Origin of the sequence: Amycolatopsis thermophila (assembly GCF_030814215.1) — a bacterium.
Lineage (GTDB): Bacteria > Actinomycetota > Actinomycetes > Mycobacteriales > Pseudonocardiaceae > Amycolatopsis_E > Amycolatopsis_E thermophila.
In genome coordinates this window covers 3153476-3179324 of the sequence record NZ_JAUSUT010000001.1, presented here as the reverse complement: position 1 = coordinate 3179324, position 25849 = coordinate 3153476, and the positions used below count along the sequence as shown (strand labels likewise).

General features: G+C 72.5%; 23 protein-coding genes. 6 read left to right on the top strand and 17 right to left on the bottom strand.

Going from position 1 to position 25849, the window contains the following annotated elements; translation table 11 throughout:
* The 8 genes from FB470_RS15825 to FB470_RS15790 form a co-directional block, all read right to left on the bottom strand.
* Positions 1-1722, bottom strand: a complete 1722-nt coding sequence (locus FB470_RS15825) for a S8 family serine peptidase (protein ID WP_442320134.1) — start codon at positions 1720-1722, stop codon at positions 1-3.
* 92 nt (positions 1723-1814) lie between these two features.
* Complete coding sequence (locus FB470_RS15820) at positions 1815-1973, bottom strand: hypothetical protein (protein ID WP_306992320.1); 159 nt, start codon at positions 1971-1973, stop codon at positions 1815-1817.
* A 41-nt stretch (positions 1974-2014) separates the two neighbouring features.
* Positions 2015-2968 (bottom strand): Ppx/GppA phosphatase family protein, encoded by a 954-nt coding sequence (locus FB470_RS15815; protein WP_306992319.1) that lies wholly within the window; start codon positions 2966-2968, stop codon positions 2015-2017.
* A 9-nt stretch (positions 2969-2977) separates the two neighbouring features.
* A complete protein-coding gene (locus FB470_RS15810) occupies positions 2978-4174 on the bottom strand; it encodes a lytic transglycosylase domain-containing protein (protein WP_306992317.1) in 1197 nt (398 codons plus the stop codon).
* 139 nt (positions 4175-4313) lie between these two features.
* A complete protein-coding gene (locus tag FB470_RS15805) occupies positions 4314-4835 on the bottom strand; it encodes a DUF501 domain-containing protein (protein WP_306992315.1) in 522 nt (173 codons plus the stop codon).
* A gap of 27 nt (positions 4836-4862) precedes the next feature.
* On the bottom strand, positions 4863-5405 hold the full coding sequence (locus tag FB470_RS15800) for an FtsB family cell division protein (protein WP_306992313.1): 543 nt from the start codon (positions 5403-5405) through the stop codon (positions 4863-4865).
* Between the two features lie 9 nt (positions 5406-5414).
* Positions 5415-6701 carry a phosphopyruvate hydratase gene (eno, locus tag FB470_RS15795; protein WP_306992311.1) on the bottom strand — a complete coding sequence of 429 codons (1287 nt, stop codon included), beginning with the start codon at positions 6699-6701 and terminating at the stop codon, positions 5415-5417.
* Positions 6702-6779: 78 nt separating this feature from the next.
* On the bottom strand, positions 6780-7232 hold the full coding sequence (locus FB470_RS15790; RefSeq protein ID WP_306992309.1) for a VOC family protein: 453 nt from the start codon (positions 7230-7232) through the stop codon (positions 6780-6782).
* A gap of 84 nt (positions 7233-7316) precedes the next feature.
* Between FB470_RS15790 and FB470_RS15785 the strand changes: the two genes are divergently transcribed.
* Positions 7317-7721: a tetratricopeptide repeat protein gene (locus FB470_RS15785; protein ID WP_306992308.1), complete on the top strand. Its 405-nt coding sequence runs from the start codon at positions 7317-7319 to the stop codon at positions 7719-7721.
* Positions 7722-7799: 78 nt separating this feature from the next.
* Here FB470_RS15785 and FB470_RS15780 read toward each other — a convergent pair whose 3' ends face one another.
* Positions 7800-8465: a hypothetical protein gene (locus tag FB470_RS15780; RefSeq protein WP_306992306.1), complete on the bottom strand. Its 666-nt coding sequence runs from the start codon at positions 8463-8465 to the stop codon at positions 7800-7802.
* 201 nt (positions 8466-8666) lie between these two features.
* On the opposite strand from FB470_RS15780, the gene efeU reads away from it, so the two are divergent.
* Genes efeU through efeB form a run of 3 tightly spaced genes read left to right on the top strand, consistent with a single transcriptional unit; the run spans position 8667 to position 11880 of the window.
* The gene (gene efeU, locus FB470_RS15775; RefSeq protein WP_306992305.1) at positions 8667-9506 is read left to right on the top strand and encodes an iron uptake transporter permease EfeU; all 840 of its coding nucleotides are present in this window, start codon (positions 8667-8669) and stop codon (positions 9504-9506) included.
* Entirely contained in the window at positions 9503-10636 is a 1134-nt protein-coding gene (efeO, locus tag FB470_RS15770) for an iron uptake system protein EfeO (RefSeq protein ID WP_306992303.1), read from the top strand. Before efeU ends, efeO begins: the two co-directional genes overlap by 4 nt.
* Positions 10633-11880 carry an iron uptake transporter deferrochelatase/peroxidase subunit gene (gene efeB / locus FB470_RS15765; protein ID WP_306992302.1) on the top strand — a complete coding sequence of 416 codons (1248 nt, stop codon included), beginning with the start codon at positions 10633-10635 and terminating at the stop codon, positions 11878-11880. Before efeO ends, efeB begins: the two co-directional genes overlap by 4 nt.
* Before the next feature lie 318 nt (positions 11881-12198).
* Here the strand turns inward: efeB and FB470_RS15760 are convergent, their stop codons facing one another.
* From FB470_RS15760 to FB470_RS15735, 6 genes are all read right to left on the bottom strand, one after another.
* The gene (locus FB470_RS15760; protein ID WP_306992300.1) at positions 12199-13152 is read right to left on the bottom strand and encodes a nucleoside triphosphate pyrophosphohydrolase; all 954 of its coding nucleotides are present in this window, start codon (positions 13150-13152) and stop codon (positions 12199-12201) included.
* Positions 13149-14129: a hypothetical protein gene (locus FB470_RS15755; RefSeq protein WP_306992299.1), complete on the bottom strand. Its 981-nt coding sequence runs from the start codon at positions 14127-14129 to the stop codon at positions 13149-13151. The genes FB470_RS15760 and FB470_RS15755 overlap by 4 nt, the downstream gene beginning before the upstream one ends.
* 67 nt (positions 14130-14196) lie before the next feature.
* Entirely contained in the window at positions 14197-14481 is a 285-nt protein-coding gene (locus FB470_RS15750; protein WP_306992297.1) for a GNAT family N-acetyltransferase, read from the bottom strand.
* Between the two features lie 10 nt (positions 14482-14491).
* The gene (gene mfd / locus FB470_RS15745) at positions 14492-18046 is read right to left on the bottom strand and encodes a transcription-repair coupling factor (RefSeq protein WP_306999295.1); all 3555 of its coding nucleotides are present in this window, start codon (positions 18044-18046) and stop codon (positions 14492-14494) included.
* A gap of 70 nt (positions 18047-18116) precedes the next feature.
* Positions 18117-19046, bottom strand: coding sequence for an LLM class flavin-dependent oxidoreductase (locus tag FB470_RS15740; protein ID WP_306992295.1), 930 nt, complete (start codon positions 19044-19046; stop codon positions 18117-18119).
* 114 nt (positions 19047-19160) lie between these two features.
* Positions 19161-19331, bottom strand: a complete 171-nt coding sequence (locus tag FB470_RS15735) for a hypothetical protein (RefSeq protein ID WP_306992294.1) — start codon at positions 19329-19331, stop codon at positions 19161-19163.
* A gap of 71 nt (positions 19332-19402) precedes the next feature.
* Here FB470_RS15735 and FB470_RS15730 point away from each other — a divergent pair, with 71 nt between their 5' ends.
* Entirely contained in the window at positions 19403-20167 is a 765-nt protein-coding gene (locus FB470_RS15730; protein WP_306992292.1) for a helix-turn-helix transcriptional regulator, read from the top strand.
* A gap of 41 nt (positions 20168-20208) precedes the next feature.
* Complete coding sequence (locus FB470_RS15725) at positions 20209-21402, top strand: PQQ-dependent sugar dehydrogenase (protein WP_306992291.1); 1194 nt, start codon at positions 20209-20211, stop codon at positions 21400-21402.
* On the opposite strand, the gene FB470_RS15720 is transcribed toward FB470_RS15725, so the two are convergent.
* Positions 21386-22765 (bottom strand): amino acid permease, encoded by a 1380-nt coding sequence (locus FB470_RS15720; protein WP_306992290.1) that lies wholly within the window; start codon positions 22763-22765, stop codon positions 21386-21388. The genes FB470_RS15725 and FB470_RS15720 overlap by 17 nt on opposite strands.
* A gap of 188 nt (positions 22766-22953) precedes the next feature.
* Entirely contained in the window at positions 22954-25806 is a 2853-nt protein-coding gene (locus tag FB470_RS15715; protein ID WP_306992288.1) for an AfsR/SARP family transcriptional regulator, read from the bottom strand.
* Positions 25807-25849 lie beyond the last annotated feature (43 nt).

Genomic DNA, 25849 nt, shown 5'->3' with positions numbered 1-25849 from the left:
TCAGCCGCGGACGAAGGCGCCGCCGCGGGTGACCGCCGCGTAGGCGTCGACCGCGCCGTTGCCGTAGAAACCGTTGAACGACGGCGAGCCCTGGCAGGTCGCGGTGAACGACGCGTCCCGGCCCTCGTCCAGGTAGTCGACCGTCGCCGGGACCGGGCACGGGATCTCCGCCGCCGTGCCCTCGATGACCCGCTGCACCGCGTCCGGGCTCATCGTGATCCCACCGCGGCCCACCTTGCCGTACTCGGACACGATCAGCGCCGCCACGCCCGTCGCGTGCGGGGTGGCCATCGACGTGCCCTGCAGGAACTGGTAGTACGCCGCCCGGCCGTCCTTCGTGACCGCCTTCTGCACGCCCACCGCGGCACCGTCCGGCGTGACGTTGCCGTCCGCGTCGATCGTGCCCTCCGCGACGCCCACGTTGCGCGGGTAGGCCGACAGGATCATGTTCTCGTTGGTGCGGTACCAGTCCGTGCCGAACCCGTCCCGGAAGTAGCCCCCCGGCGCGGACACCGAAATCTGCTCCAGTCCGTAGTTCGAGTAGTCCGCCTTCGCCCCGGACGGGCCGAACGCCGACACCCCGATGGTGTGCGGACCCTCCACCGGCAGCGACAGGCAGCTGGCGTTGTCGATGGTGCGCGGGTGCGACGCCGACGCCGGGTAGTCCGGGCTCGTCGCGTCCGGCTGGGGCGCGCCCAGGTCGGAGTGCTCGTTGCCCAGCGCCGCCACCTCGGTGACGCCCTTGCGGTAGGCGTAGTTCATCGCGCGCGTCATCGCCTCGGTGATCGTGCGCTGCTCCAGCTGCTGTTCGGGCGTGTCGGCCGGGTTGGACGCGCAGTTGTACAACCACGGGTCCACGTAGAAGCTCATGTTGACCACGTCGACGCCCGCGTCGCCGGCATAGGTCAGCGCGTCGACGACCGGCTGCAGGAAGAAGTACCCCGCGTCCTGGCCTGCGCGCAGGTTCACGATCGACACGTTCGGGGCCACCCCGGAGATGCCGAACCCGTCGGCGGCCGCGGCGATCGTGCCGGCGACGTGCGTGCCGTGCCCGTTGTCGTCGTGGTCGGCGGGGTCCACGCAGCCGCGGTACTCGCACGGCCCGTCCACCACCGCGCCCGTCGGGTCGGCCGGGATGTCCCGGGTGAAGTTCCGCGAAGCGGCCCGGTCGAAGTTGGGCGCGATGTCCGGGTGCGTGCCGTCGACGCCGGTGTCGATGATGCCGACCTTGACCCGCTTGTCCCCCGGCTGCACCGTGCGCGCCAGGTCCGAGCGGACCGACTTCAGGCCCCACAGCTGGTCGTCCAGCGGATCGGTGCCGGTGGTGCCGGGCTTGGCGGTGCCGCTCCGCGGCGCCTGGCGGCTCTCCTTCTCCACGTCGGAGCGCTTCGGCTTGGCCTTGCCGTTGGGCGCCTGGCCGATCGAGGTCGCCTTCGCCGCGCCGTAGACGGCCCGGTCGGCCGAGACGCGCTGGACGAAGCCGTTCGCCGGGGCGCTGGCCGTGATCAGGCCGACCGCGGTGTTGGTGTGCAGCACGGTTCCGCCCGCCGCGCGGATGGCCTCTTCGGCCGCGGCCACGCTCTGCTCGCCGGCGGCCAGCACGGTGAACTCCGTGGCCGGCCCGGACGGGGCGGCGGGCTGGGCACCGGCGGAGGGCAGCGCGACGGCCCCGCCGATCAGGGGGACCGCGATCGCCGCGATGAGCAGCCTGGTTCGTCTCAAGGATTTCCTCCTCATCAGGGTGAAGAGGAAGTTACCTCCGCGAACGGGCGAACCGGTACGAAAACCCTACCTTCGTCGGGTGCGTGCGCGGCTCAGGCCGGCACGGTGCTCACCCTCAAGCCCGCGGGGCTGGAGTGGTTCTTCCTGATCGTGGCGGTGGCGCTGTACCACCGGGCGCCGGCGAAGACCGATCCGGCCAGCAGCCGGTAGGAATCCAGCATCTCGGTGCGGTCGTAGGTGCTCGTGGTCACCACGATCTCGTCGGCCCGGTGCGGTCGGCCAGGCCTCGGGCTCAGGTCAGCGACAGGGCGATGCCGTCGAGGATGTCGTGCTCGCTGACCACCAGTTCGCCCGGGCCGCCGCGGCGACCGATCTCCTCGGCCAGGACCTGCACGATCAGCCCGCCCCCGCCGATCACGTCCACCCGGCCCGGGTGGATCACCGGGTTCGCGGCGCGCGCGGAGTGGTCGGCCTCCAGCAGCTGCCCGGACACGCGCGTGATGTCCGCCGGCGTCAGCCGCGACAGGTGGGTCCGCTCCGAGTCGTACTCCGGCAGCTCCTGGGCCACCGCCGACAACGTGGTCACCGTGCCGGCCACGCCGATCCACGTGCGCGCCTTCGACACGTCGACCGCGTCGAACGCCTCGGCCAGCGCCCCGGTCGCGAACTCGCGCGCGGCGACGATCTCGTGGGACGTGGGCGGGTCCGACTTCAGCGCCCGCTCGGTGATCCGCACGCACCCGATGTCCACCGACTTCGCCGCGGTCACCGTCGCGCGCTTGCCGTCCCACTCGCCCAGCACCAGCTCGGTCGAGCCGCCGCCGACGTCGACCACCAGGAACGGCCCGTCGTCCGGGTCCTGCTCGCCGACCGCGCCCAGGAACGACAGCCGGGCCTCCTCGTCGCCGGAGATCACCTCGGCCTCGACGCCCAGCACCTCGCGCGTCATCGCGAAGAACTCGTCGCGGTTGCTCGCGTCGCGGGTGGCCGACGTGGCGACCATCCGGACCTTCTCGACACCCTTGCGGCGGGCGGCGATGGTGTAGTCCTTCAGCGCGGCGCGCGTGCGCTCCAGCGCCTCGGGCGCCAGCGTCCCGGTCGCGTCCACCCCCTGCCCGAGCCGCACGATCCGCATCTCCCGGTGCAGGTCGCGCAGGTCGAAGGTGCCGTCGTGACGCTCGGTCAGCTCGGCGACCAGCAGACGGATGGAGTTCGTTCCACAGTCGATCGCGGCAACACGGGGCATGCGCCCACCCTACGGGGTCCGCGTGGTCGTCGATCCCCTGGTCGTGGTCTCCTCGCTCGTCGCGAGCGGATGACACGGCGACGGCGGTTCCGACGTGGGCGTGGTCGTGGTGGTCGTCGTCGATGTCGGCGAAGTGGTGCTTTCGCACGTCGGCGAGGTGTTCGCCGGCTCGCTCGACGTGGTGCCCGGGGTCGTCGTCGTGGTGGTCGTGGTGGTCGTGGCGGTGCTGCCCGTGCTGGTGGTCGACGGCGTGGTGGTGCCACCCGTCGTCGTGGTGCCGCTGTCCGAGCGGCCCGCGGTGGTCGACGGCGTGGTGCTCGTCGACGGCGGCGGGGGCGCGAGGATCGCCGGCGGTGGCGCGACCGGGGGCGCGGACGCCGCCGCGGTCGGGTTGGGCACGCCGATCGGCACGTCGCTGTCCGGCAGGGTCAGGATCCCGCTGCGGTAGGCCTCCGCCCAGCGGATCACCGTCTCGACGTAGGCGTCGGAGTTGTTGTAGCGGTAGATCGCCGCGCGCAGCTGCGCCGGGTCGGCCAGGTCCAGACCACCCGAGCACAGGTACCGCGCGGCGGCGAGCGTCGCGTCGTAGATGTTGTTCGGATCGGCGACGCCGTCGTGGTTGCCGTCGGCGCCGTAGAAGTTCCAGGTCGTCGGGATGAACTGGGTGGGTCCGACCGCGCGGTCCCACACCGTGTCGTGGTCCCAGCGGCCGCGGTCGGTGTCCGGGATCGCGGCCACCGGGCCGACGCCGTTGAGCTCCGGGCCGAGGATCGGCTCGCGCGTGGTGCCGTGCGCGTCGACGTACCCGCCGCGCGCGTGGTTGGACTCGATGCGCCCGATGCTGGCGATCAGCGCCCAGTCGATGTGGCAGCCGCGCTGCTCGGCCGCCATCAGGTCGGCCGCGTTCCGGTACGCCTTGAGCGCCGAGCCGGGGATGCCGAGCGGGCCGCTGGGCAGCTCGTCCGGCGTGACGGGCTCGGGGGGTTTCGGCAGTTCGCCGTTGACGCTGACCCGCAGGATCTGTGGCGGCAGGCCCTGCACCGGGCCGACCTCGCGGGTGTTGTCGACAGGGGCGCGGGCCGACCAGTTGTCGGTGCCGCCACTGGCCAGCCCGGCCGGGATCACGGCGAGCAGGCCGCCCATCGCGGCGAGCGTGGTCTTGTGGGCCAGGCCGATTCTTCGCGCCTTGCGGCGGGCAGCCCTCACACGAGTCCGGCGCACATCCTCTTCCTCCCCGAGCAGTGAACCCCTCCGATGCTGAACGGCGGGATGTGAAGTCCGTGTTACCGCCGAGTGGTATCGGCGGAACGGGGAGGAAGTGTTAGCCGGAAGTTCGCGTTCGTTCTCAGTCGCGGGCGGGTTCCGCGGCGCAGTCGCCGCTCGGCCAGTCGGGTTTGAGGAGCTCGAGCGTCTCGTCGCCGAACGGGTTCACGCCCGGGCCGACCGCGAGGGTGTGGGCGAGGTGGACGTGCAGGCACTTCACGCGCCCCGGCATGCCACCGGCGGTCACCTGGTGCCCGAGCGGTTCCAGCGCGTCCCGCTGCGCGAGGTACGACTCGTGCGCGCGCCGGTAGGCCGCGGCCAGCTCCTCGTCGACGGCGAGCCGCTCGGTCATCTCCTTCATGATCCCGGACGCCTCGAGACGCCCGACCAGCGACGTGAGCCGCGGGCAGGTCAGGTAGTACAACGTCGGGAAGGGGGTGCCGTTCTCCAGGCGCGGGTTGGTCTGCACGACGGACGGGTGCCCGCTGGGGCAGCGCGCGGCGACCGCCCGCAGCGCTCGCGCCGGGCGGCCGAGCTGCTCGGAGATGATGATCCGGTCGGCTTCGGTGACCGGTTCGAACGAGGGCAGGTCCGTCTTGCTCACCGGACCATTGTCGCAAGCACCGCGGGCTCAGCCGCCGACGGTGCTCCACAACTGCTCGTACCACGCGCCGCCACCGGCCCGCACCGGATCCGGCTGGGCCTGCTGCTGCGGCGCCGGGGCGTCCTCCGGCAGCTGCACCATGTAGGGCGTCTCGCCGGGCATCACGTACCGCAGGCGGCGCCGCGCCTCGGCCTCGACCTGCGCCGGATCGGACACCGCGGCCTTGCGCTGCTCCAGCAGTGCGACGTCGTGCTGCAGCTGGGCCTGCCGCTGCTCCTGCTCGGCGACCTCGGCTCGCTGCGCCAGGTACGTGCGCAACGGCACGGCGACGGTCAGCGCGAGCGCGCACACCACGATCGCCAGGACCGCGGCACGCCGCGTCGTGGACATGCCGAGCACGCGCGCCGCACCCGCGCCCGGACCGCCCGGGCCGCGGCGCAGGCGCGCCTTCCCGGCGGCCACGCGCCGGGCCAGCTGCGGACGGCGCGCGGGCGCCCCCTCCCCACGTCGGGCCGGTGAGCCCTCCGTGCGGCGGGGGCGCCGCGCGCGCTGTGTTCCGCGTTGCGTCATCTACGCCGTTCAGCTCTCCGTCGAGAACCGCGGGAAGGCCAGCTCACCGGCGTAGCGGGCGGCGTCACCGAGGGCCTCCTCGATGCGCAGCAGCTGGTTGTACTTCGCGACGCGCTCGCTGCGCGCCGGGGCACCGGTCTTGATCTGGCCGACCCCGGTGGCGACGGCGAGGTCGGCGATCGTGGTGTCCTCGGTCTCGCCGGAGCGGTGGCTCATCATGGACTTGTAGCCGCTGGAAGTGGCCAGCGCGATCGCGTCCAGGGTCTCCGACAGGGTGCCGATCTGGTTGACCTTGACCAGCAGCGCGTTCGCCGCGCCGCGGTTGATGCCGTCCTCGAGGCGGTCCGGGTTGGTGACGAACAGGTCGTCGCCGACCAGCTGGACCTTGTCGCCGATCTCCGTGGTCAGCGCGACCCAGCCGTCCCAGTCGTCCTCGGCCAGCGGGTCCTCGATCGACACGAGCGGGTAGGCGTCCACCAGCTCCCGGTAGTAGGCGCCCAGCTGCTCGGCGGTGCGCTTGCTGCCCTCGAACGTGTAGGAGCCGGCGGAGAAGAACTCGGTCGCGGCGACGTCCAGCGCCAGCGCCACGTCCCGGCCCGGCGCGTAGCCGGCCTTCTCGATGGCGGTGGTGATCAGGTCCAGCGCCTCGCGGTTGCTGGACAGGCTCGGCGCGAAACCGCCCTCGTCACCGAGACCGGTGGACAGGCCGCGGCCCTTGAGGACCGACTTGAGCGAGTGGTAGACCTCCGCGCCCCAGCGCAGCGCCTCGCGGAAGGAGTCCGCGCCGATCGGGGCGATCATGAACTCCTGGATGTCCACGTCGGTGTCGGCGTGCGCGCCACCGTTGAGGATGTTCAGCATCGGCACCGGCAGGACGTGCGCGTTCGGGCCGCCCAGGTAGCGGAACAGCTCCAGCTCGGCCGACTCGGCGGCGGCCTTCGCGACGGCGAGCGACACACCGAGCAGCGCGTTCGCGCCCAGGCGCGACTTGTCGGGGGTGCCGTCCAGGTCGACCAGCTTCTGGTCGACGATCCGCTGGTCGACGGCGTCGACACCGGCCAGCTCCGGGCCGATCTCGTCGAGCACCGCGGCGACCGCGCGCTCCACACCCTTGCCGTTGTAGCGCTTGGTGTCGCCGTCCCGCAGCTCGACAGCCTCGTGTTCGCCGGTGGACGCGCCCGACGGAACAGCGGCCCGCGCCAGGGTGCCGTCGTCGAGAGCCACCTCCACCTCAACGGTCGGGTTGCCACGCGAATCCAGGATCTCGCGTGCGCCTACCTGCTCAATGACCGCCACAACTGCTCCTCATCGGTTCGCCCTGCGAAGACGCGACCAGCGTAGCCGCAGCGGCGGTTCACCCGGTGGAGGCACGCGTCACTCGGCCGCCCGGACCTCCTGCCACCCCGACGGCAGGTCCGCCGTGTCGGAGATCTGCTGCCAGAACGTCCAGCTGTTGCCGCCGATGTCCAGGACCGTGAACACCCGCGCACCGTACGGCTGGTCCTGCGGCGCGGGCACGTCGCAGTTCTCCCCCAGCGCCGCGCAGATCCGCTCGTGCTGCGCGTCGGCGTCGGGCACGTAGACCACGTTGAGCTGCCCGACCGGGCGGTCCACGCCCTTCGCCTCCCAGTAGTCGGCCCCCACCCCGGCCAGCAGGATCTCGGCGTCACCGGCCGCCACCACGGCCTGGAACACCATGCCCGAGGCGTCCACGTAGCGGACCTTCTCGGTGAACCCGAAGACGCGCACCAGCCAGTCCAGCGCCTCACTGGCGTCGGTGTAGTACAGGTAGGGCGAGAGGCCGAGATACCGCGGTTCTTCGCTCATGACCGGTTAGTGCATCATGCCGCCCCGCGCCACCCGCTTCGCCCCTGCCGAAACGCCGTTGCCGGGGGTAACGTCGATCAGAAGATGGATGACTCAGAGACCCCGCGGGGAACAGCAAGCCGGCACCCGCTCCACGCGTTTCGCGAAGCGGAGGATCTCGTCGAAAAGCGTCGTCCACTCGACGCGCTGAAGGCGCTGCAGCCGGTGCTGGAGAGCGAACCGGACAAGCCGAGCGTCCAGCTGCTGGCCGGACGCGCCTACTTCCACTCCGCCCAGCTCAACCGCGCCGAGCAGGCGTTGACGCGGGTGCTGGAACTCGATCCGTCGGACCATTACGCCCGGTTCGTGCTGGGCCGCACGCTCCAGAGGTTGGGACGGCTGGTCGAAGCCCTGGGACAGCTGCGCATGGCGTGGGCGATGAACCCGGTGCCCGAGTACCAGGACGCGCTGTCCGAGGTGAACGCCCGGGTGCGACTGCAGGAGAGCTGAGCTGCCCGGCCGGGCCCACCGCTGTCTTGTGATCGTTGCGGTGCCCGGCGACGGGATGACCACCTGGCTCGGCCGGGCCTAGCGCGGCGCGGCCGCGGCGAGCGTGGTGGCCGTGTCGAAGATCAGGCGCGCCTGCGGCGCCAGGGCCGGGGTGCCGAGGATCGCGCCCCACCAGCCCTGCGCAGTGGCGAGGTCGGCGCCGGTCGAGCACAGGGACCTCGCCACGGTCAGGGCCGCGTCGTCGACGTCGGCGGGGTCCGGTGGTTTGCCGTCGCCGCCGGCGCGGGCCGCCCACTGCTTCCAGATCTCCTCCGGCACCGGCAGGGGCCCCGTGCCGACCGCCTCCGCCTGGCCGATCGCGGCCAGCGTCGCCCACGACAGGTGGCAGCCGGACCACTCGGCGCGCATCCACATCTCCGCCCGGCCGTAGCCGGCCAGCAGGCGGGCCGGCAGCTTCGTCGCCGAGGCCACCTCGTTCGACCAGGCGTCGAGCGCCGCGAGGTCCGACTCCCGCGGCCGGTCCTCCGGCGCCGCCCGGCCGGGCGGCGGGGCCGTCGCGGCGGGCGGGGGTTCCACGGTCCGCGCGGCGGCGGCGGGCGGGGACACCGCCGGCTCCTCGCCCGGACGGGTCACGCCGATGGTCAGGATGAGCACGAGCCCGGTGCCGGCCACAGCCGCCCCGACGAGCAACCGCAGCGAAAACCGCCGGATCCGCGCCTCCCCCGGCCGAGTGGGTTCTGCCACCCGAACAGGTTATCCGGCCCCGCTACGAGACGGATCACACAACTTCGTTATCGACCCGTTCCCACCGCTCCTAGCTGCACAAACACCGAAGGCGATGTCCGGTTTGCGAGGTTACCGCGTTCAACTCGCGAGGACCGACCTGGACTTTCAGGTGAGCCTTACCTAAACCTAATCCGACCCGTCCGCTCAAGGAGGCGCCCCGTGTTGTTCTCGAGCCTGCTCATCGGGCTCCGTGAGGGCCTGGAGGCCGCCCTCGTCGTGAGCATCCTGGTCGCGTTCCTCGTGAAGACCGACCGGCGTGCCGCACTGCGCTGGGTGTGGCCGGGGATCGCCGCCGCGGTGCTGCTGTCGGTCGCCGTCGGCGCGGTCCTGACCTACACCACGGCCCAGCTGTCGTTCGAACAGCAGGAGCTGCTCGGCGGCAGCCTGTCGATCGTCGCCGTCGGGTTCGTCACCGCGATGATCTTCTGGATGCGCAAGGCGTCGAAGAGCATCGCCGCCGAGCTGCGCGGCAAGATGGACGACGCGCTCGCCGTCGGCCCGCTCGCGGTCCTGCTCCTGTCGTTCCTCGCCGTCGGCCGGGAGGGGCTGGAGACGGCGGTCTTCTTCTACGCGGCCGTGCAGACCGCGCAGGGCGGCACCACGCAGCCCCTGATCGGGTTCGCCGTCGGCATCGCCATCGCGGTCGCCATCGCCTACGCCCTCTACCGCGGCGCCATCCGCTTCGACCTCGGCAAGTTCTTCACGATCACCGGCGTCCTGCTGGTGTTCGTCGCCGCCGGTGTCCTCGGCTACGGCCTGCACGACCTGCAGGAGGCGGGCTTCCTGCCCGGGCTGACCACCCTCGCCTTCGACGCGTCCGCCGCCGTCCCGGAAACCTCGTGGTACGGCGCGCTGCTCAAGGGCATCTTCAACTACTCCCAGCAAACGACCGTCCTCCAGGCGATCGCCTGGGTCGCCTACGTCGCGATCGTCCTGCCCCTGTTCCTGCGGCGGCCCGCCGCCAAGACCACCCCCGCGGTGGCCGGTTCCAAGGAGTGACTTTGCGCAAGACCCCCTTCGCCATCGCGGGATCCGCCGCGCTGCTCGTCCTGTCCGCGTGCTCGGGCGGTGACCAGAAGACCGCGGCGGACGGCGGCCCCATCACCGTCGAGGCCACCGACACCGGTTGCGCCGTCTCGACGACCACCGCGAACGCCGGCAACCTGACGTTCGAGGTGACCAACAAGGGCACCAAGGTCACCGAGTTCTACCTCTACGCCGAGGGCGACCGGATCATGGGCGAGGTCGAGAACATCGCGCCCGGCCTGACCCGCAAGCTGACCATCGAGGTCCCCGACGCGGGCACCTACCAGACGGCGTGCAAGCCCGGCATGACGGGCGACGGCATCCGGGCCGCCTTCACCGTCACCGGCGGCGCGACCCGGCAGGCCGACGCCAACACGAAGCTGGCCGACGCCACCAGGAGCTACTCCACCTACGTGGCCAGCCAGAGCGACGCGCTGCTCACCGAGACCCGGAAGTTCGCCGACGCGGTCAAGTCCGGCAACGTCGAGGACGCCAAGGCCCGCTACGCCCCCACCCGCGTGTACTACGAGCGCATCGAGCCGGTCGCGGAGAAGTTCGGCGACCTCGACCCGGCCATCGACGTGCGCGAGGCCGACCTCGAGGAGGGCCAGCAGTTCACCGGCTTCCACCGGCTCGAGAAGGACCTGTGGTCCACCGGCCTGCAGGCCGACAGCGCCCAGATCGCCGACAAGCTCGTCGCCGACGTCACCACGCTGGTGGCCCAGGCCAAGGCGATCCAGCTGTCCGCGCTCGACCTGGCCAACGGCGCCAAGGGACTGCTCGACGAGGTCGCCACCGGCAAGATCACCGGCGAGGAGGAGACCTTCTCGCACACCGACCTGTGGGACTTCCAGGCCAACCTGGACGGCTCCGAGGCCGCGATCCAGGCGCTGCGGCCGGTCCTGCAGGAGCGCGACCCGCAGCTGGTGTCCCAAGTGGACACCGAGTTCAAGAACGTGCAGACGCTGCTGGACGCCGAGCGGGCCGGTGACGGGTTCAAGTACTACACCGAACTCACCCAGGAGCAGGTCCGGCAGTTCGCCTCGGCAGTCGACGCGCTGAGCGAGCCGCTGAGCAAGGTCGCGGAGGTCGTCGCGCAATGACCCAGGTGTCCCGGCGCCGGCTGTTCGGCATCACCGGTGCCGGCGTCGTCCTCGCCGGAGCCGGCGCGGCGGCCGGTGCCGGGATCGACCACGCCCTGTCCGCCCCGGAGGCCTCGGCCACCACGGACATCGTGCCGTTCCACGGCGAGCACCAGGCCGGCATCGTCACGCCCGCTCAGGAGCACCTGCACTTCGCCGCGCTCGACGTGACGACGAAGGACCGGGCGAAGCTGATCTCGCTGCTGCGGAAGTGGACCGACGCGGCGCGGCGCATGACCGGCGGCCACGAGGTCGTCGCGAACGGCGCGGTGGGCGGCGCCGGTGCCGCCCCGCCCGGCGACACCGGTGAGGCGCTCGACCTGCCAGCCGCGTCGCTGACGCTGACGATCGGCTTCGGCCCGTCGCTGTTCGACGACCGGTTCGGGCTCGCGGGCAAGCGCCCGGAGGCCCTGGCCGAGCTGCCGGCGTTCCCCAAGGACAACCTCGACCCGGCCCGAAGCGGTGGCGACCTGTGCATCCAGGCGTGTGCGAACGACCCGCAGGTGGCGGTGCACGCGGTGCGCAACCTGGTGCGGATCGGGTTCGGCACGACGGAGGTGCGCTGGTCGCAGCTCGGGTTCGGGCGCAGCGCCTCGACGTCCCGGACGCAGGTGACGCCCCGGAACCTGTTCGGCTTCAAGGACGGCACGAACAACCTCAAGGCCGAGGACACCGACGCACTGGCGCAGCACGTGTGGGTCGCGCCCGGCGACGGACCGGACTGGCTGGCCGGCGGCAGCTACCTGGTGGCGCGGCGGATCCGCATGCACATCGAGACGTGGGACCGCACCTCGCTGGACGAGCAGGAGCAGGTCGTCGGCCGCACGAAGGGCACCGGGGCGCCGCTCGGCCAGGCCGCCGAGTTCGACCCGGTCGACCTGCACGTCGGCGGCGCCGGCGGACGGCCCCTCATCCCGGCCGACGCCCACATCCGGCTGGCGTCCGCCGAGAACCTCAACGGCGTGCGGATCCTGCGGCGGGGCTACAACTTCGTGGACGGGTCGGACGGGCTCGGGCACCTGGAGGCGGGGCTGTTCTTCCTGTGCTTCAACCGCGACCCGCGCACCCAGTTCGTCCCGATGCAGAAGGCGTTGTCGGCTAAGGACGCCATGATGGAGTACATCGAGCACACGGGTTCGGCACTGTTCGCGGTGCCGCCGGGCGTCAACGAGACGGGCTACTGGGGCGAGACGCTGTTCGGCTGAGGTCAGTGCGCACGCCAGGCACGAGCGTCCAGGCCCACCCGATCCACCCCCACCCGGCTACTGGGGCGAATCGCTGCTCGGCGGGGGCCAGTGCTCGCACCAGGTGCGAACGTCCAGGCCTGCCGGGTCCAGCCCCGCGGCACGGGCGGACCGCTCCGCCGCCCGGCACCTCAGCCAGACCGGCTACTAGGGCGAGACGCTGTTCGGCTGAGGACACTGCGCAGCCAGTGCTATGCACCAGCGCCCAGAGCCACCAGATCCAGCCCCCGCGCCGCGGGCCGACTTCCGCGCCACCCGGCACCTCAGCCAGACCGGCTACTAGGGCGAATCGCTGCTCTGCTGGGGCCAGTGCTCGCGCCAGGCGCGGGCGTCCAGGTCCGCCGGGTCCAGCCCGGCGGCGCGGGCCGACTTCTCCGCCGCCCGCACGTCGGCCGCGAACCGCTTCGCGACTGCGCGCAGCTCGCCCTCGGGGTCGATCCCGTTCCGCCGCGCCTCGGCGGCCAGCCGGAACAACTGCTCCGCCGCGGAATCCCCGGCCGGGAACAGGTCGGCGGGCAGTCCGGCCCGCTTCGTGCGCTGCCCCAGCTTCCCGGCCAGCGCCACCGCGGGCTGCCCGAGCGCGACACCGTCCACACTGGACTCACGCTGCTTCTCGGCCTGCTTCAGCTCCTCCCACCGCACCTGCTGGTGCGCGGCGGTGTGCACGCGCTCGGCGTCGCTGAAGATGTGCGGGTGCCGTCCGACCAGCTTGGCCACCAGTGCGGAGGCCACCACGTCGATGTCGAACGGGTCGCCGTCGTCCTCGGCGGCCACCCGCGCGTGGAAGAGCACCTGGAGCAGCACGTCGCCGAGCTCCTCGCGCAGCGCGGCCCGGTCGCCCTCCTCGATGGCCTCCAGCAGCTCGTAAGTCTCCTCGACCAGGTACTGCCGCAGCGAGTCGTGCGTCTGCTCGGCGTCCCACGGGCAGCCGCCCGGGGAACGCAACCGGTCCATCACCTGCGCCGCCTCGACCAGGCCCGCCCCGGCCGGCTGCGCGATCACCCGCGACCCGGCCCGCACCATGGCCGCCACCGCGGGATCCGCCGCGTCCGCCGCGAACAGCACGACCGGCCCGGTTTCCCCGGCCAGGTCCTCCGGCGCCGGTTTCGCGCCCAGCAGATCGGCCAGCTCGCTGTCGATGCCCGACGCGTAGACCGCGTGGGCGCCACGCAGGAACGGCACGGCGGCCGGCGGGATCCCGGCGTCCGGGAAGGGCAGGAGCACGACCGTCACGGCTGCGCGGCGCCCTTCACCGGCAGCACGACACCGGCGGTCTCGGCGCTGCTCGGAGCGAGGTTCATGGCCACAGGATCCCACACGCCGTAGCGCGGGTTGACCCGAACGCCGGCCTGGTCGATGTCGGGCTGGAGCAGCCGCTGACCGATCCCGGCGAGCTGCAGACCCGTCGGCTGCGCGGCCTGATCGGTGACGGCGGGCGTGGTCAGATCGCGCTGCCGCACGATCGCGACGATCCACACCTCCTGCTCCTGGCTCGGCTGGAACGCCACCACCGTGCCCGGCTCGACCCCGAACAGGACCATCGTGGCCAGTGCGGGCGCCTGCGCGGCCGGCACGCTCTCGCCGACGCTCGTCTGCTGCCCCGCGGCCGCGTCGGCCCGGATGACCTCGGCGGCGGCCGCCGGGCTCGCGGCCATCTGCTCGGCCTTGGCGATCGCCTTCTCGCGCCGGTCGACCGGCTGGGCGCTGCCGTCGTCGGACACCACCGAGGTGTAGTCGAAGGTGACGGACAGGCGGTCGACGTACTTCTGCCCGAGCGCCTGCAGCAGCAGGCTGTCGGTGATCACCTCGCGGTGGTCGCGCACCCGGTTGGCGACCTGCTGCGCCAGCTGCGAAGGGTCGGTGGCCGTCGTCGGCACCGGGCTGGCCAGCGGGTCGTTGGCCAGGGTCTGCTCCAGCAGCTGCGGGTCCGCGACCAGCCCCTCCCGCTGAGCGGCCCGGACGATCGCGTCGTGGATCACCAGCTGCCGCACCAGTTCGCGCCCGAGCAGATCGAGCTTGCGCTGCTGGGACAGCTGTTGCGCGGCGGGCTGTTCCCGCACGGCCTTGTCGAGCAGGTCCTGCACCTGGTCCACCGTGGTCACGCGGTCGCCGGAGATGACCGCCGCACCCACCTGGCTCGGCCCGGACCCGCAGCCGGCGAGCACGAGACAGCCGGTGAGCGCGACGAGCAGCGACCGGGAGCGACCCATGATCCGCATCACAACCCGTACCCTCTCACATCCGCCCGACCGGGCGAAGGGAACGCGGCCGGAAAAATCAGTCGCCCTTCGGCCAGCGCACGTGCGCGTCGTGCTCGGGGTGCTTGCGCAGGTAGGCCGCGATGAACGGGCACAGCGGCACGATCGTCTTGCCGCGCTCCACCGCATCGGCGATCGCCGCGGAGGCGAGCTTCGAGCCGAGCCCCTGACCGGAGAACGCGTCGTCGATCTCGGTGTGCGTGAAGATCACGTTGTCGCCGCGCTCGCGGTACTCCGCGAACCCGCCCAGCTTGTCGTCGACGAAGATCTCGTAGCGGCTCTTCTCTTCATTGCGGGTGACCATCTGCATCTCCTCAGCCGACGGGGGCGGGCTTCTTGGTCAAGTTGATCAGGAGCTTGGTGCACCAGTCCAGCAGCGCGTCGTCGCGCAACGGCGGCGCGCCCATCCGGCCGCCGGCCGGGCCCTCGGTCGGCTTCGGCAGCGACACCGTGCGCATCGTGGCCTTGTAGTTGGCCTTCGGGTACAGCCGCTTGAGCCGCACCAGCTGCGAGTCCATCAGCTCCAGCGGCGCGAACCGGATGTTGTTGCCCTGCGTGGCCACCTCGGTGACACCCGCGGCGCGGCAGACGTGCCGGAACCGGGCCACCGCCAGCAGCCGGCGCACCGGGGCGGGTGGCTGGCCGTAGCGGTCGACCAGCTCCTCCTCGACGCCGCGCAGCTCGTCCTCGTCCACCGCGGCGGCGATCTTGCGGTAGGCCTCCAGGCGCAGCCGCTCGCCGGGCACGTAGTCGTGCGGGATGTGCGCGTCGATCGGCAGGTCGACCCGCACCTCGCGCAGCTCCTCCTCCTCGGCGGGCGCGTCACCGGCGCTGCGGCGGAACACGTCCACCGCCTCGCCGACGAGGCGCACGTAGAGGTCGAAGCCGACACCGGCGATGTGCCCGGACTGCTCGGCGCCGAGGATGTTGCCCGCGCCGCGGATCTCCAGGTCCTTCATCGCGACCGCCATGCCCGCGCCCAGCTCGGTGTTCTGCGCGATGGTCGCGAGCCGGTCGTGCGCGGTCTCGGTCAGCGGGCTCTCCGGCGGGTACAGGAAGTAGGCGTAGCCGCGTTCGCGACCGCGGCCGACGCGCCCGCGCAGCTGGTGCAGCTGCGCCAGGCCGAGCAGGTCGCCGCGCTCGACGATCAGCGTGTTCGCGTTCGAGATGTCCAGGCCGGTCTCCACGATCGTCGTGCAGACCAGCACGTCGTACTCGCGCTCCCAGAAACCCTGGATGATCTTCTCGAGCTTCTCCTCGTTCATCTGCCCGTGCGCGGTGACCACCCGCGCCTCCGGCACCAGCTCGCGCAACCGCTTCGCGGCCTTCTCGATCGACGAGACGCGGTTGTGCACGTAGAAGACCTGCCCGTCGCGGAGCAGCTCGCGCCGGATCGCCGCGCCGACCTGCTTGTCGTCGTACGCGCCGACGTAGGTCAGGATCGGGTGCCGGTCCTCCGGCGGGGTCAGGATCGTCGACATCTCGCGGATCCCGGCCAGCGACATCTCCAGCGTCCGCGGGATCGGCGTGGCCGACATGGTGAGCACGTCGACGTGCGTGCGCAGCGCCTTGATGTGTTCCTTGTGCTCGACGCCGAACCGCTGCTCCTCGTCGACGATGACCAGGCCGAGGTCCTTGTAGCGGATGCCGGTCTGCAGCAGGCGGTGCGTGCCGATCACGATGTCGACCTCGCCGTCGGCGAGCCCGGCCAGCGTCGTCTCCGCCTCCGCCTTGTCGGTGAACCGGGACAGGCCCTTGATCGTCACCGGGAACGACGCCATGCGCTGGCTGAACGTGTTGAGGTGCTGCTGGGCCAGCAGCGTGGTGGGCACCAGCACCGCGACCTGCTTGCCGTCCTGGACCGCCTTGAACGCCGCGCGCACGGCGATCTCGGTCTTGCCGTAGCCGACGTCACCGCAGATGACGCGGTCCATCGGCACGCCGCGCTCCATGTCGGCCTTGACCTCGTCGATGGCGGCGAGCTGGTCGTTGGTCTCGGTGAACGGGAACGCGTCCTCGAGCTCGCGCTGCCACGGCGTGTCCGGGCCGAACGGGTGACCGGGCGAGGCCTGCCGGGCGGCGTAGAGCTGCACCAGCTCCGCGGCGATCTCCTTGACCGCCTTGCGCGCCTTGGCCTTGGTGTTCTTCCAGTCCGAGCCGCCGAGCTTGTTGAGCGTGGGCAGCTCGCCCCCGACGTAACGGGACACCTCGTCGAGCTGGTCGCTGGGCACGTACAGCCGGTCGCCCGGGTGGCCCCGCTTGGACGAGGCGTACTCCAGCACCAGGTACTCGCGGGTCGCGCCGCCGACGGTGCGCTGCACCATCTCCACGAACCGGCCGATGCCGTGCTGGTCGTGCACCACGTAGTCGCCCGGCCTGAGCGCCAGCGGGTCGACCGCGTTGCGGCGGCGCGAAGGCATCTTCGCGCCCAGGTCCCGCGTCGCGGACCCGGCGGTGGCGCCGCGGCCGGTCAGGTCGGCCTCGGTGAGGACGACCAGGCTCAGCCCGGGCGCGACGAACCCCTCGGCGAGCCCGCCGCAGACGACGGTGACGATGCCCGGCGCGGGCCGGTCGTGCAGACCGTCCGCGGCGTGGGTGGCGGAGATCCCGGCCGCGGAGAGCTGTTCGACGGCGCGCGACGCGGTGCCGTGCCCGGCGACCACCAGGACGGCGGTGCCGTTCGCGGCCAGGTGGGCGCGCAGGTCGGTGACCGCCCGCTCCAGATCGCCCCGGTAGGACGGCGAGGACTCGATGCCGACCTGGATGACGTCGGCGTCCTCGCTGGTCAGCTGAGACAGCGTCCACCACGGGCGGCCGGTCTCGCCGGCGTGCTTGGCGACCTCTTCGAGGTTGCGGTAGGCCGAGGCGCCCAGGTCGATCGGCGCCTGTCCGCCGCCTGCGGCGGACATCCAGGACGCCTCGAGGAACTCCTGGCCGGTGCGCACCAGGTCGGCGGCGCGGGCGCGGATCTTCTCCGGGTCGGCCAGTACGACGTGGGTGCCCTCGGGCATGGCGTCGGTGAGCAGCTCCAGCTCGCCCTCGCACAGCACCGGGATCAGGGCCTCCATGCCCTCGACCGGGATGCCGCCGGCGAGCTTGGTGAGCATCTCCGCCAGCTGCGCGTCGGCCTCGTACTGCTCGGCCAGCTCACCGGCGCGGGCCTTCACGTCGGGCGTGAGCAGCAGCTCGCGGCACGGCGGCGCGTACACGTAGGTCAGTTCGCCGGGCAGCGACCGCTGGTCCGACACCGCGAACGCGCGGACCTCGCTGACCTCGTCGCCCCAGAACTCGACGCGGTAGGGGTGGTCGGCCGTGGGCGGGAAGACGTCCAGGATGCCACCGCGGACGGCGAACTCGCCGCGCTTCTCGACCATGTCGACGCGGGTGTAGGCGAGCTCGACGAGCCGCTCCAGCAGGGGCTCGAACTCCGACTCCTCGCCGACCTTCAGCTCGACCGGCGCGAGGCTGCCCAGCCCGGGCGCCATCGGCTGGATCAGGCTGCGCACCGTGGCGACGACCACGCGCGGGGCGCGGTCGGTGCGCAGGCGGTGCAGCACGTCCAGGCGACGGCCGACGGTGTCCGCCCGCGGCGAGAGGCGTTCGTGCGGCAGCGTCTCCCAGGACGGGAAGTCGGCCACCGCGTCCTCGCCGAGCAGGCTCGCCAGGGCGGCGGTCAGCTCCTCGGCCTCGCGGCCGGTGGCGGTGACGGCCAGCACCGGGCGGCCGGCCCCGGCGTCGGCGGCGAGCGCGGCGACCACCAGCTGGCGGGTGGTGGTGGCGCCGTCCAGCTCCAGCAGGGGTGCGCCGGCCCGCTCGACCACCGCGCGCAGGGCAGGGTCGGGCAGGACGGCGGAGAGCAGGCCGGACAACTGCGGGTCGGTCACGGAAACGATCTCCCTGGAGCACGCGGGCACACCCCTGCCCGGGTTCGCGGAGGGATCAGGGGCTCTCGGGTTCCAGGGTACGTCGCAGGGGCGACAAAATTTCGGCGAGTCCCGCGAGCTGGTGGTCGATGGCAGCGGGATCGAGGGCCGCGACGCGCAGCAGGATGTGCCGGGCACCGGCGTCGGCGAAGCGCCTGAGCTGGGCGATCACCGACTCCGGGCCGCCGGAGATCATCACCTGGATCTTGCTCACCCAGTCGAGTGAGGCCTGGTAGGTGGCCTGGCAGTACTCCTCGAGCGCGGCCGTGCCCTCGCCGAGGTGGACGGTGGCGAAGAGGGCCGGGGTGACGTCGCGGCCCTGCTCGCGGATGGTCGCCAGACCGCTCGCGTAGTCGGCGGGGTCGGGCGGGTAGGGCAACCACCCGTCGTAGAGCCGGCCCGCGCGGCGCAGCGCCGCCGGGGTGATGCCGGCGAGCCACACCGGCGGGCCGCCCGGCTGGACCGGGCGCGGCACCTCGGGCAGCCAGTCGTAGTGCAGCACCTTGCCGGAGAACGACGTCGGGCGGCCGGTCCACAGCTGCTTCCACAAGGTCACGGTGTCGTCGAGGTGCGAGAAGCGCGTCTTGGGGTCGACGCCGACCAGGTCGAACTCGTGCTCGCTGCGACCGGGGAACCCGCCGCCGACGCCGAGGACCAGGCGTCCGCCGGAGACGAGGTCGAGCGAGGAGATCGTGAGGGCGGCCTGCGCGGGGTGGCGGTAGGCGGGGATGAGGGTCGCGGTGCCGAGCCTGATCGTGTCGGTGGCCTGCGCGACGGCGGTGAGCAGGGTGAGCGGTTCGATCCGGGCGCGGGACAGCGAGTCCCCGGCCCAGACCGAGTCGAAGCCGAGCCGCTCGGCCCGGACGGCGATGTCGACGACGTTCGCGGCCGAGCCGCCCGACTGGAGCTGGGCCTGCCCGGTGGGGAGGAGAAGTCCGATCTGCACGCCGCCGAGACTCGCGCCGGGGCGGGACAGCGGCAATTCCCGTCAGGGAATACGCCCCCGCCGCCGAGTTCGCCCGCCATGTTTCCGGGTGGGCACGCCGCGCCGTCGCGGTGGTCAGGCCGGCCCGCCGGGTCCGAGGTCGAACACCGGCCGCGCCGGTGGCAGGTCCGGTTGCTCGGTCTCCACGACCTCCACGAGTTGCTCCGGCGGCACGCGCGGCGGCAGCTCGCCGAAGCGTGCGAAGCGGAGGAAGTCCAGCTCCTCATCCGTGAACCGCTCGGGCATCCGGCACCTCCTGGCGGGTCATTCCCCGCGGGGAATGGCGGGCAGCGCACTGCCGGTAGTAAGCATGCGGGGTGACGACGGCTTTCGGAAGTGCCCTCAAGGACTGGCGCAGACGACGGCGCCTGTCGCAGCTGGAGCTGGCCCTGCGCGCCGGTACCACGCAGCGGCACGTCAGCTTCATGGAGAGCGGCCGGTCGGTGCCCGGGCGCGGCATGGTGGTGCGCGTCGCCGAGTCGTTGCAGCTCCCGCTGCGCGAACGCAACGCGCTGCTGCTCACCGCCGGCTACGCCCCCACCTACCCGGAGACCGACGTGACCGACCCGGCGCTGCGGCCGGTGCTCGACGCGCTGGAAAAGCTCCTGGAGGGCCACGAGCCGTACCCTGCGATCGTGGTGGACCGCTTCGGTGACCTCGTCGCCGCGAACAAGGCCGCGGACCTGCTCACCGAGGGCGCCGCGCCGGAACTGCTCGAACCGCCGGTCAACGTGCTGCGCCTGGCCCTGCACCCGCGCGGCATGGCGCGGCGGATCGTGAACTTCGACGACTGGGCCCGTCACGTGCTGGAGCGGCCGCGGCAGGAGCTGGCGAAGGCCCCGCACCCCCGCCACGAGGAACTGCTCGCCGAGCTGGCGGGCTACCTGCCCGGACCACCCGAGCTCGACGGCGAGCACCTCGGCTTCGCGGTGCCGCTGGTGCTCGACACCGCGCGTGGTCGGATGCGCCTGCTCACGGCGATCACCACGTTCGCGACAGCCGTCGACGTCACGGTGTCCGAACTGCGGCTGGAAACGTTCCTGCCGGCCGACGCGGCCACCGCCGAGGCGCTCGCGGCGTGATTTCGGCCCGGACTTCACCGGACAACGGGCACAATGACCGCATGCGCCGCACCTGGGCCGTTCTGCTCGCCGTCCTGGCCGCGACGGCCTGCACGCCGTCGCCCGCCCAGGACCTGCCGTCCGCGCCCACCACGGTGGCCGCCCCGACGACCGTGTCCGGCAAGAGCCTCGCCCTGCACGTGGACGTCGTCGCGAGCGGGCTGCAGCACGGCTGGGACGTCGGCTTCCTGCCGGACGGCTCGATGCTCGTCACGCAGCGGCCCGGGCGCCTGACGCTGGTCGACGGCACCGCCGTCAGCCCGGTGACCGCCGACTTCTCCGACGTCTGGGCACGCGGCGAGGGTGGTCTGATGGGCATGGTCGTGCACCCGGACTTCGCCGTCAGCCACCGGTTCACCACCTGCCAGACCCACCAGGAGAACGGTCGGGCGGTCGACATCCGGCTGGTCACGTGGACGCTGTCCGCGGACAAGCGGAGCGCGACGAAGGTGCGCGACCTGTTGACCGGGCTGCCGGTCAACCAGAGCGGCCGCCATTCCGGCTGCCGGCCGCAGATCGCCGCCGACGGGGCGCTGCTCGTCGGCACCGGTGACACCGCCCAGCCCACCGTGTCGCAGGACCGGCACAGCCTCGGCGGCAAGGTGCTGCGCATCGACCTCGGCACCGGCGCCCCGCTACCGGACAACCCGTTCATCTCCTCGCCCGACCCGGCCGAGCAGCGGATCTACACCTACGGGCACCGCAACATCCAGGGCGTGGCCGTGCGGCCGGGCACCGGCCAGGTCTTCGTCGCCGAGCACGGACCGGCGTTCGACGACGAGATCAACCTGATCCGGGCCGGCGGCAACTACGGCTGGGACCCGTCGCGGGGCGGTACCAGCGGCGAGTACGACGAGAACGTCCCGATGACCGACCTGCAACGGTTCCCGGACGCCGTCCGGCCGCTGTGGACGTCGGGCGAGATCACCGAGGCCATCTGCGGCGCGGCCTTCGTGTCCGGACCGCAGTGGGGGCCGCTGGACGGCAGGCTCGCCGTGGTGGCGCTCAAGGGACAGAAGATGCTGATGTTCACGGTGGACGGTTCCGGCGCGATCACCGAGGTCTACCTGCCGCCGGAGTTCAACGACAAGTACGGCCGGTTGCGCGCCGCCCGCAGCGGTCCGGACGGCGCGCTGTACGTGACCACGTCGGACGGCAGCGACGACAAGGTCCTGCGCGTCACGCCGGCTGCTTAGCCCGCTCCGGCCGCCTGCTGATCAGGTAGCCGGCACCGATGACGGCGGCGACGACCGGCGTCACGTAGAGCGCCACCCGGGTGTCCTCGCCGAACCCGAGCAGCACCACGACCAGCGCGAGGAACGCCAGCGCGAGGTAACCGGTCCACGGCGCGCCGGGCATGCGGAACTCCGACGCCGGCAGCTCGCCCCGGTCGCTGCGGCGGCGGTACCGCAGCTGGCACACCACGATCACGCCCCACGTCCACAGCACACCGACCGTGGCGACACTGGTGACGTAGGCGAACGCCTTCTCCGGCACCACCGCGTTGACCAGGATGCCCAGCGCCATGACGAGCGCGGACGCCGTGATGCTCGTGGCGGGCACCTGACGCCGGGACAGCCGCCGGAACGGCTTCGGCGCGGCGCGGTGGACCGCGAGCGTGCGCAGCATCCGGCCGGTGGAGTAGATGCCCGAGTTGCACGACGACAGGGCGGCCGTGAGCACCACGAACTGGATGATCCCGGCGGCGCCGTGGATGCCCACCGCGTCGAAGGCGCGCACGAACGGGCTCTCCCCCTCGTGGAACTCGGTCCACGGCACCAGCGACAGCAGCACGACCAGCGCCCCGACGTAGAACACGCCGATCCGGACCATGACGTTGTTGATCGCCTTCGGCAGCACCACCCGCGGGTTCGCGGCCTCGCCGGCGGTCAGGCCGATCAGCTCGACGCCGAGGTAGGCGAACATGACGCTCTGCAGCGCCAGCAGCGCGCTGCCCGCGCCGTGCGGCAGGAACCCGCCGTCGCTCACCAGGTGGGCGAACGTGGCGTGCTCACCGGCGGGGCCGAGGCCGAAGACGATGACCGCGAGCCCGAGCACGATCGCGCCGACGATCGTCACGACCTTGATCATGGAGAACCAGAACTCGAACTCGCCGAACACCTTCACCGAGATCAGGTTCGCCAGGAACAGCACGCCCAGCACCACCGCGGCGGTGACCCACTGCGGGATGCCCGGGAACCAGTACTGCACGTAGATCCCGGCCGCGGTGATCTCCGCCATCGCCGTGACGACCCACATCAGCCAGTACACCCAGCCGGTGGCGAACCCGGCGAACCGGCCGACGAACTCCTCGGCGTAGTCCACGAAACTGCGCGACACCGGCCGGTACATCAGCAGTTCGCCGAGCGCGCGCATGATCAAGAAGATCACCGCGCCGGCGACGGCGTAGGAGACGATCAGCGCCGGCCCGGACGACTCGATCGCCGCACCGGCACCCAGGAACAAACCGGTGCCGATGGCGCCGCCGATCGCCATCATGCTGATCTGGCGGTTCTTCAGGCCGCGGGCGTAGCCCTCGTCCGTTCCCTGGTCGCTCATGCTCCTCCGATCCCGGTCCATCTGGTCCGGACCTTAACGGGAGCGTCACCGGCCGGCGTACGCACCACCGGTGACGTGCACGATTTGCCCGGTGAGGGTGCCGCGTTCCCGTGCCACCACCCCGGGGAGATCATGCGACGGGCACGTGCACGCACCCGGTCCACAGAGGACGCGCGCGAACCCGTGGCTCACCCGCAGGCCGTCAGGCCCGCCCGCGCGCGGGCCCGTTCGGCGTCCGCGGGGCCGGTCCGCTTCAGCACCACCGCGAACTGCTCCCGCGCCGCGGCGGCGTCCCCCACCGCGAGCAGCCCCTCGCCCAGCCGGTTGCGGATTTCCAGCTCCAGCTGCGGCCGGCTCTGCTCGGTGAGCGACCCGAGCGCCCGGCGCTGCAGCTCCACGGCCGTGCTCGCGTTGCCCAGTCCCGCTTCGGCCGCGCCCCACATCGACAGGCAGTCCGCCGACAGGTCGACGTCGCCGGCCTCCTCGGCCGAGCGCGCCGCCCGCCGCAGCGGCGCGACGGCCTCGCTGTGCCGGCCGAGTCCGAGGTGGAACTTGCCGAGCGCACCCGACGCCATCGCCACGGCCCGCGGCCGGTCGATCTTCTCGGCGAACACCACACCCTGCTCGAGGCAGCTCTGCGCCTCGTCGACCCGGCCCGTGCGGAAGTAGACCAGCCCGGTGTTGGCGATCGTCAGCCCGACGAGGAACGGGTCGTCGAACCGCCGCCCCAGCGCATGCGCTTCGGTCAGCGCCGCGAGCGCCCCGGCCGGGTCTCCGGCCACCGCCTCCAGCGTGCCGTGCATGGCGAGCGCCCGCGCCTCCTCGTGCCGGTCGCCGAGGCGACGGCTGAGCCGCACGGCCTCGTCGCACCACGGCCGGGCACGCTCGTACCGGCCCTGCATCCCTTCCGCCGTACCGAAGGCGCGCCGCAGAGCCGGCGCCATCCGCGGGTCGGTGCTCAGCTCGGCCAGCGGGAGTGCGAGATCGATGGCCGCGCGGCACTCCTCGTACCGGCCCTGCCGCATCAGGTACTCGACCAGCCCCTCGGCGATCCAGCACGCGTAGTCCGCCTCGCCGGTGCTCGCCGCGTAACCGACCACCCCGGTCAGATCGGCGCCGACCGCGTCCAGCCAGGCCGTCGCGTCCGCCCATCCGGTGAACGGCGCGTCGTCCGGCGCCGGACCGCTGGACGGGTCGTGGACGCCCCAGTCGCTCGCGCACCGGGCGGCGGCCGCGTAGAGCCGGAGCACCCGGCCGCGCGCGGCAGCGGTCACCGGCGCGGGTTCGCCCGCGGCCAGCCCTCGCGCGTACACCCCGACCAGGTCGTGCAGCCGGTACCGGCCCCCGGCGGGTTGCAGGAGCATGCTCGCGTCCACCAGCCGTTCCAGCGACCGCTCGGCCTCGGCCGCGGTGCAGCCGAGCACCGCGGCGACGGCCAGCGGGTCGAACACCGGCGTCGGCACCAGGCCGAGCATGCGGAACGTCCGCCGGTCCGCCTCCGGCAGCTGGTGGTAGGACAACCGCAGCGCGGCTTCGATCCCGTGGTCCTCCACGGCGAGCTCGCCGAGCCTGCGCTCTTCCCCGGTCAGGCGGGCGACCAGGTACTCGAACGTCCACGTCGGACGGTTCTGCAACCGGGCGCCCGCGAGCCGCAACGCGAGCGGCAACCCGCCGCACAACCGGGCCAGTTCGCGGGCCGCATCCGGTTCCCGCTCGACCCGGTCCGCGCCGACGATCCGGCGGAGCAGCTTGTCCGCGGCCCCGGCGTCCAGCGCGCCGAGGGAGATCCGTCGTTCCGCGTGCAGACCGGTCAGCCGCCGTCGGCTGGTCACCAGCACCCGGCTGCCCGCACCGGTGGGCAGGAGCGGGCGCACCTGCTCGGCGCTCTTCGCGTTGTCCAGCACCACCAACAGGCGCAGCGACGCCGTCGCGGACCGCCAGGACGCGACCAGTTCGTCGAACTCGCCCGCGGTGTGCTCACCGTCCACCCCGATCGCGCGCAGCATCCGCGGCAGCAGCTGCTCCGGGCGCAACGGCTCGTGCCCCTCGGTGTGCCCGTGCAGGTCCACGAACAGACAGCCGTCCGGATATCCGGGGCGCAGCCGGTGGGCTGCGCGCACCGCGAGTGCGCTCTTGCCCGAGCCCGCCACCCCGTCCACGGCGGCGACCGTCACGAGCGCCGGATCCCCCGGTTCGACCAGCACGGCCAGCTCCTCGGCCCGCCCGGCGAGTTCGCCGTCGGCCGGAAGTTCGTTGCGCGGCGGGCGTTCCCGGCCCGCGGGCGTGGGTTCGTCGCGCAGCACCGCCTGCTGCGCCCGCCGCGCTGTGCCGCCCGGTTCCACCCCGAGGTCGTCGACCAGGCGGCGCCGCAAGGTGGTGTACACCGCCAGCGCGTCGGCCCGGCGGCCGGCGCCGCGCAACGCCCGCATCAGCAACGCCGCCAGGGATTCGTGGTGCGGGTGGACCCGGGTGAGGGCGGTCAGCTCGTCGATCACCTCGGCGTGCCGGCCCAGGCGCACCTGCCACCCGGCCTTGTCGAGCCGCAACGCCATCCGGCGCTCGGCCAGCCGCAACCGGTGTCCCTCGACGAAGGGTCCGGGCAACCCGGTGAGCGGCTCGCCGTCGAACAGGTCGAGCGCGGCCGACGCGGCACGCACCGCACCGGCCAGGTCCCCGGACCGTTCCGCGGCGGCGGCTTCCGAAGCCAGCCGGTCCAGGGACACCTCGTCCACTTCGGCCGCGGCACCGGGAAAGCGGTATCCCGTGCTGGTGCGCTCGATGACGGCGTCCGCGGACTCGGAGCCCAGGCATTTCCGCAGCCGGAAGACGTACGTGGGGATGACGCGGCGTCCGGTGCCCGGCGGCTCCAGGCCCCACACGTCGTCGAGGAGTTCGTCCGCGCTGACCGTCGCGTCCGGACGCAGCACGAGGGCGGCGAGCAGCGCCCGCTGCCGGACCGGGCCGAGATCGAGTTGACGGGAACCGCGCCACGCGCGGAACGGGCCGAGCACGGACAGCCGGAGCCGATCGTCACCCGCCACTGGTCGCCGCCCCCGTCTTGACGCCGTGCCTGCGATTCGTCGC

Excerpts from the sequence above, each read along its gene's own strand:
- FB470_RS15725 (WP_306992291.1), top strand. The coding sequence starts at position 20,209 with ATGCGCCGCACCTGGGCCGTTCTGCTCGCCGTCCTGGCCGCGACGGCC.
- FB470_RS15785 (WP_306992308.1), top strand. The coding sequence starts at position 7,317 with ATGGATGACTCAGAGACCCCGCGGGGAACAGCAAGCCGGCACCCGCTC.
- FB470_RS15815 (WP_306992319.1), bottom strand. The coding sequence starts at position 2,968 with ATGCCCCGTGTTGCCGCGATCGACTGTGGAACGAACTCCATCCGTCTG.
- efeB (WP_306992302.1), top strand. The coding sequence starts at position 10,633 with ATGACCCAGGTGTCCCGGCGCCGGCTGTTCGGCATCACCGGTGCCGGC.
- FB470_RS15755 (WP_306992299.1), bottom strand. The coding sequence starts at position 14,129 with ATGGGTCGCTCCCGGTCGCTGCTCGTCGCGCTCACCGGCTGTCTCGTG.
- FB470_RS15790 (WP_306992309.1), bottom strand. The coding sequence starts at position 7,232 with ATGAGCGAAGAACCGCGGTATCTCGGCCTCTCGCCCTACCTGTACTAC.
- FB470_RS15800 (WP_306992313.1), bottom strand. The coding sequence starts at position 5,405 with ATGACGCAACGCGGAACACAGCGCGCGCGGCGCCCCCGCCGCACGGAG.
- FB470_RS15720 (WP_306992290.1), bottom strand. The coding sequence starts at position 22,765 with ATGAGCGACCAGGGAACGGACGAGGGCTACGCCCGCGGCCTGAAGAAC.
- FB470_RS15750 (WP_306992297.1), bottom strand. The coding sequence starts at position 14,481 with ATGGTCACCCGCAATGAAGAGAAGAGCCGCTACGAGATCTTCGTCGAC.
- FB470_RS15735 (WP_306992294.1), bottom strand. The coding sequence starts at position 19,331 with ATGCCCGAGCGGTTCACGGATGAGGAGCTGGACTTCCTCCGCTTCGCA.